Annotated in this window: 4 protein-coding genes; 3 read left to right on the top strand and 1 reads right to left on the bottom strand. The window is 64.4% G+C overall.

The features are described 5' to 3' along the window. Positions 1 to 355: hypothetical protein (locus tag AC4PTO_RS18110; RefSeq protein ID WP_492733975.1), on the top strand; the 355-nt coding region annotated here is incomplete at its 5' end. Next, positions 352 to 549 carry a helix-turn-helix transcriptional regulator gene (locus tag AC4PTO_RS18105; RefSeq protein WP_492733955.1) on the top strand — a complete coding sequence of 66 codons (198 nt, stop codon included), beginning with the start codon at positions 352 to 354 and terminating at the stop codon, positions 547 to 549. The genes AC4PTO_RS18110 and AC4PTO_RS18105, both read left to right, overlap by 4 nt. Before the next feature lie 222 nt (positions 550 to 771). Here AC4PTO_RS18105 and gdhA read toward each other — a convergent pair whose 3' ends face one another. Continuing rightward, positions 772 to 2,127 carry an NADP-specific glutamate dehydrogenase gene (gene gdhA / locus AC4PTO_RS18100; protein WP_492733953.1) on the bottom strand — a complete coding sequence of 452 codons (1,356 nt, stop codon included), beginning with the start codon at positions 2,125 to 2,127 and terminating at the stop codon, positions 772 to 774. A 744-nt stretch (positions 2,128 to 2,871) separates the two neighbouring features. Between gdhA and AC4PTO_RS18095 the strand changes: the two genes are divergently transcribed. Further along, positions 2,872 to 6,401, top strand: a 3,530-nt coding sequence (locus AC4PTO_RS18095; protein WP_492733973.1) for a DUF7507 domain-containing protein, incomplete at its 3' end; no start/stop codon positions are given.

Here is a 6,401-nt window from a genome sequence, read left to right as displayed (position 1 = left end):
CCTTTTCTTGGTCGGCTTGGCCACCTACGCTGCAACGCTGATCATTTCTCAGAGAGTTCTCGCGGGCTGTGTCGAGAGCCAACCGACCAACATACTGATTGCACTTACTCCGATGTTGCCCGCCGCGTTCATTTGTGGAGTGATTATACGCAGCATCCGGAATCTGGACGAAATGCAACGCAAGCTCCAGTTCGAGGCTCTTGCGCTGTCATTTGCAGGAACTGCTTTGATTACGTTCGGCTATGGCTTCCTTGAAGGAGCAGGGTTTTCGAAAATCTCAATGTGTTCAGTGTGGCCTTTGATGGCTGCGATATGGTTCGTCGGCGTCATGATTGGACGGTTGCGCTTTAAATGAACAACCGTATTCAGGAATTCCGCCAACAGAGGGGCTGGTCGCAAGCCGACCTCGCTACCCGTCTGAAAGTTTCGCGACAGACAGTGAATGCCCTCGAACGGGGGCGCTATGACCCCAGCCTTCCGCTCGCATTCAGCATCGCACGGCTCTTCAGCCTGACAATCGAAGAGGTCTTTCAGCCGGAGCAGGAGTGAAGAACGAAGGTCGGACATGGGCTCAAAACCGGCTCTCGGCTTCCGGTGGGCGCCTTTCCGCAGTGGCCGGCCCATGTGCTGCCGGGGGCAGGTATGGGCCGGGATGCAGATCCCGAATGGCGGCAAGTCCGGTGCTGCGGCGGACAAAAAAGACCCGCCGCGCGTCCTTGTCCCGGCGCGGGTGGCAGGGGCCTGAAGCGGCCCCTTGCCCGGGATCCGCGTTCAGATCACGCCCAGCATCCGCATCGCTTCGGCAACGCGCACGAAACCGGCGATATTGGCGCCCAGGACGTAATCGCCGGGGGCGCCGTATTCGTCGGCGGTTTCGGCGCAGCGATCGTGGATGCTTTGCATGATCTTTGCCAGGCGCTGCTCGGTCTGCTCAAAGCTCCAGCGGTCGCGGCTGGCGTTCTGCTGCATCTCCAGCGCCGAGGTGGCCACGCCCCCCGCGTTCGCCGCCTTGCCGGGCCCGAAGAGGATGCCGGCCTCGCGCAGGATGCGGATCGCCTCGGGGGTGCAGGGCATGTTCGCGCCTTCGCCCACGGCCTGCACGCCGTTCCTGACCAGCGCCTTCGCATCCTTGCCCGACAGCTCGTTCTGGGTGGCCGAGGGCATCGCCACGTCGCAGGGCACATCCCAGATCGAGCCCTTGCCCGCCGGCACGAAATGCACCCCCTCGCCCCGGCGCCGGGCATATTCCGAGATGCGTTCGCGGCGCGTATCCTTCACCTCTTTCAGCAAGGCCAGGTCGATCCCGGCCTCGTCGATGACATAGCCGCTGGAATCCGAACAGGCGATGACGTTGCCGCCGAAGGACTGCACCTTCTCGATCGTGTAGATCGCCACGTTGCCCGCGCCCGAAACCACCACGCGCTTGCCGTCGAAGCCGGTATCGCGCGTTTCCAGCATGGCTTTCGTGAAATAGGTGTTGCCGTAGCCGGTGGCCTCGGTGCGCGCCCGCGATCCGCCATAGGGCATCGCCTTGCCGGTCAGCACGCCGGCCTCGTAGCGGTTCGTCAGGCGCTTGTATTGCCCGAAGAGATAGCCGATCTCGCGTCCGCCCACGCCGATATCGCCCGCCGGCACGTCGGTCTGTTCGCCCAGGTGGCGGTAAAGCTCGGTCATCAGCGATTGGCAGAAGCGCATGATCTCGGCATCGGACCTGCCCTTGGGGTCGAAATCCGATCCGCCCTTGCCGCCGCCGATCGGCAGGCCGGTCAGGGCGTTCTTGAAGATCTGCTCGAAGCCCAGGAACTTGATGATCCCGACATTGACCGAGGGGTGGAACCGCATCCCGCCCTTGTAGGGGCCAAGGGCCGAGTTGAACTGGACGCGAAAGCCACGGTTGATCTGGACCTTGCCCTGGTCATCGGTCCACGGGATGCGGAAGATGATCTGGCGCTCGGGTTCGCAGATGCGTTCGATCAGCGCCTGTTCAAGGTAATCGGGATGCTTGGCGACAACACGCCCGAGGCTTTCCATCACCTCGTGAACGGCCTGATGGAATTCCGGCTCTCCGGCGTTGCGCCGCATCACTTCGGCAAGGATCGGTTGCAGCTTTTCGTCGATATTGTTCATATAACTTCCTGCGTCTGGGGGGAGGATTTTCACCGGATGATCAAATTTCAGGCAGCAGATTTGCCATATTGCCTATTTTGCAATCAGTTATTTGATTCATGAAAGCTGCGCAAGCACGCTCTGCACGCCAAGGGTGCGACTTCCTTGCACAATCCGGCACCCGTTCCTGGCTTCGGGGCAAACGGTCTGCCGGGTGCAATGCAGATGCCATTCAACGCGACGATACCGGCATACCCGCCAACGGGAGGGGCGCCGCAGGCCCCTCGCAGGTTCGGGCCCTGGCCCGCGCCCGTTCGTGCGGCGGGTGCGGGGAAAGTCCCGGCCCCTGACGGCGGGCAAACCGCACCATGGCGGGTGCCGGATCAGGGGGCTTCAGGCATCGGGGTTTCAACGGCATAGCCGGGCATCATGGTATTTTGATCGCCCGAGCCTGCTACATATTGTCGCATGTTAGGTTGCCTGCCGTAACGTCCTTCTTGTGTCTGTGCAGTGGTTTATCGGTTCCACCCCCGGTGCAGATTAACCACATGTCGGCCTTCGATCCATGCAGTTCAATGCCTTACCGGGAAGAGAAGGTTGTCACCCCTGTCTCTTTATATTAACCGACCAGTAACGAATTTGAGTTCCGGGGGCAGGGTGTTGCGTAAATTGTCGGGTCGGCCGGTCACACTGGCTTTGTCGCTGTTTGTTTTCTTGGTGTCGTTTCTGGGTTTCGCGTCCCGCGTTGCGGCGACCCCGTTCACGATGACCGTTCCCGGCACCTCGATCACGCTGCCGTCCGGATATCCCCAGGCGGGCGGCGTGGCGGTGGTTCTGGTCGGTGCCAACGGCAACGTCTATTACCAGTTCTCGGACCCTTCCGGCGCCTTTATCGGCTATCAGAACACCGGAACGCCGGCGGCCTTCCGGGGCAACCCCTTCACCATCAATACGCCGATCCCGCTGGATTGCGGCTTTTCTGCCTGCTCGACCTATTTCGGCGGCTCGATCGCCCAGATCCATGTGCGTTTTTCGGCCCATGACGGCGACACGCAGGTCGGCGGTTTCGACTATAACGACATCACGCTGCGCATGAACGGCTACAGCGTCGGCAACTGGTCCGGGCGCACCACCGAGATCACGAACGATGCCGGAACCGTCGGCAGCGGCTTCGTCAACGGCTTTGGCGACAACACCTTCAACACCGGCTGGTTTTCCTCGACCGATTCCGCGCTGCTGTCCAACATCCTGTCCACCGGCCAGATCACGACACAGGTCTATGATGCGGACCCCAACGACAACTATTGGGATTTCCAGCGCGGGCCTTCGCTGACCAACCTCGACATCCGCACCGTCGCGCCCGGCTACACGCTTGAAAAGACGACGCCCGCCACCGCGTTCTCGACCGTGGGCGAGACGATCAGCTATTCCTATATCGTCACCAATATCGGCTCGGTCCCGATCCGCAGCCTCGGGGTCAGCGATGACCGGATCGCAACGGTCACCTGCGACAAATCCGTGATCATGGATACCGATCCGGGCGGCGTTGCCGATTTTGCGACCTGTAGCGCGACCTATACCGTTACCCAGGCCGATATCGACCTGGGCGAGATCACCAACATCGCCCGCGCGACCGGCGTGCCCGATCACGGCGTGCTGGGCGCGCTGACCGACAGCGTCACCCTGCCGGGCCCGGCGCTGGATACGGCGCTGACGGTTGAAAAGACCTCGAGCCTGACGGCCTTCGGCGCGGCCGGCACCACGGTTCCCTATTCCTTCGTCGTCACGAATACCGGCAACGCCACGCTGAGCAGCGTCACGCTCAGCGATCCGCGCCTGCCGGGGCTGTCGTGCAGCGCCGCCACGCTGGCCCCCGCGGCAACGCTGGAATGTTCGGGCAGCTACACGGTCACGCAGGCCGATGTGGATGCCTTTGCCGTCTCGGGCACGGTTCTGAGCAACACCGCCTCGGTCAGCGCGACGGGCCCCCGCGGCACCTCTGCAAGCGGAAGCGACACCCTGAGCCTGCCGGGCGCGGCGGCGGCACCTGCGATGAGCGTCGAGAAAACCAGCACGGCCACCGAATTCGACGCGGTCGGCGACGTGCTGAGCTATACGATCACGGTGCTCAATACCGGCAACGTGACATTGCCTGCCCCGGCCGTCAGCGACCCCGGCGCCACCACGCTCAGTTGCCCGTCCGGCAGCCTGGCCCCCGGGGCCACGCGGGTCTGCACGGCAAGCTATACCGTGACCCAGGCCGATCTGGATGCAGGCAGCCATACCAATACGGCCACGGCCACGGCTTCGGTTGCCGGCGTCGATCTGTCCGAGTCCGACAGCGTCACGATCGACGCCGTGCAGACCCCCGAGCTTAGCCTGAACAAGCGGGTCGCGGCATCCTCTGCGCCGTCCTTCGACGCGGTGGGCGATACGGTGGTTTTCGAATATGTCGTTCTCAACAGCGGCAACGTCACCACGACCGCGCCCGTCACCATCACCGATGACCGCATCCCCGGCACGCTGAGCTGCGCGCCCGCCGGGCTTGCCCCCGGTGCAAGCGTGACCTGTTCGCAGACATGGACCGCGACGCAGGCCGATCTGGACGAAGGCACGATCACCAATATCGCGGTGGCCAGCACGGTCTTTGACGGCGCGCCGGTGGACAGCGCCCCCGATACCGCCACGATCGGCGCGGTCCAGGCGGCCTCGCTTGCGGTCAGCAAGTCGCTGAGCGCGGCCACGCCCGACCTGTTCGACCTCGGCACGGTGCTGAGCTATGCCTATCTGGTCGAGAATACCGGTAACGTCACGCTGGAAGGGCCGGTCACGGTGGCCGACAACCTGACCTCGGTGACCTGCGATCCGACCCCGGCCGGCGGGCTTCTGCCCGGCGCCACGCTGGACTGCACGGCCACCTATACGCTGGGGACGGGCGACCTTGCCCTTGGCCGCACGACCAACACGGCCACCGCAAGCGCCAGCTTCGGCGGCGGACCGATCTCCTCGCCGCCCGATTCCGTGACCTATCCGGTCACCGCCACCCCGGCGCTGAGCGTCGAGAAAAGCGGCCCCACCGGCCCGTCGGCCTATACGACGGCCGGAGAGGTCGTGACCTATTCCTATCTGGTCAGCAATACCGGCGGCGCCGGCCTGACCGAGGACATCTCGATCATCGACGACCGGATCGGCACCTTCGTCTGCCGCCCGGCCTCCGAAGGCGTCTTCTCGGTCGGCGACAGCTACAGCTGCTCGGCGTCCTACACGATCACGCAGGCCGATGTGGATGCGGGTTCGGTCACCAATGTCGCCATCGCGCAGACGGTCTTCGCGCCGGGCACGCCCGACGAGATCGACGTCCGCTCTGCCCCCGACAGCTTTACCGCCACGGGGGACGAGGCGCCCGCGCTGAGCGTGGTCAAGGACGTGACCGCCGGCCCCGATCCGGCAAGCCTGGGCGACGTGCTGACCTATACGATCACCACGACGAACAGCGGCAACCAGACGATTTCGGTGGTCTCGGTCGAGGACCCGATGGTGGGCACGCTTGCCTGCACCATGGGCGGTGCCCCTGCCCCGGCGAACGTGATCCTCGCGCCGGGTGCGGCGCTGGTCTGCACCGGCAGCCATACCGTCACCCAGGCCAATATCGACGCGCAGGTCCTGACCAACACCGCGACGGCGCGCGGGGTCGATCCGCAGGGCGCGCCGGTTTCCGGCACCGGAACCGACACGCATCCGCTTGCCGCGGCCGTGCCTGCATTGCTGGTCACCAAGACGCTGGTGCCCGATCCCGGCGCCGCGCCGGCCTATTCCAGCGTGGGCGAGGTTCTGACCTTTGCCGTCAGCGTGCAGAACACCGGCAACGTCACCATGCGGTCGCCAAGCGTGACCGACGACCTGGTGCCCGGCGTCACCTGTAGCCTGCCCGATCTTGCGCCCGGTGCCACGAATACCAGCTGCACTTTCAGCTATACCGTGACCCAGGCCGATCTGGAGGCGGGCTTTGCCGGCGCGCCCGGCGGTTCGGCCAGCTTCGAGAACACGGCGACGGCGCGCGCCACGCCCGCCAACCCCGGCGCCTCCGAGGTTGTCGAAAGCGACACGATCACCGTGCAGGGCCCCGATCATGACGCGCGTTACGCGCTGGACAAAACGGCGACCACGTCCGCCTTCTCGGCGGCGGGGGACGTGCTGTCCTACAGCTATACGGTTTCGAATATCGGCAACGTGACGCTGCGCGTCGATCCCGAGGTGACCGATGACCGCATCGGCACGTTCGGCTGCCCGCTTCC

It is taken from the genome of Rhodobacter maritimus (assembly GCF_058747975.1).
Note: the sequence above shows the minus strand (reverse complement) of the source record. Positions and strands in the feature narration are given on the sequence as shown.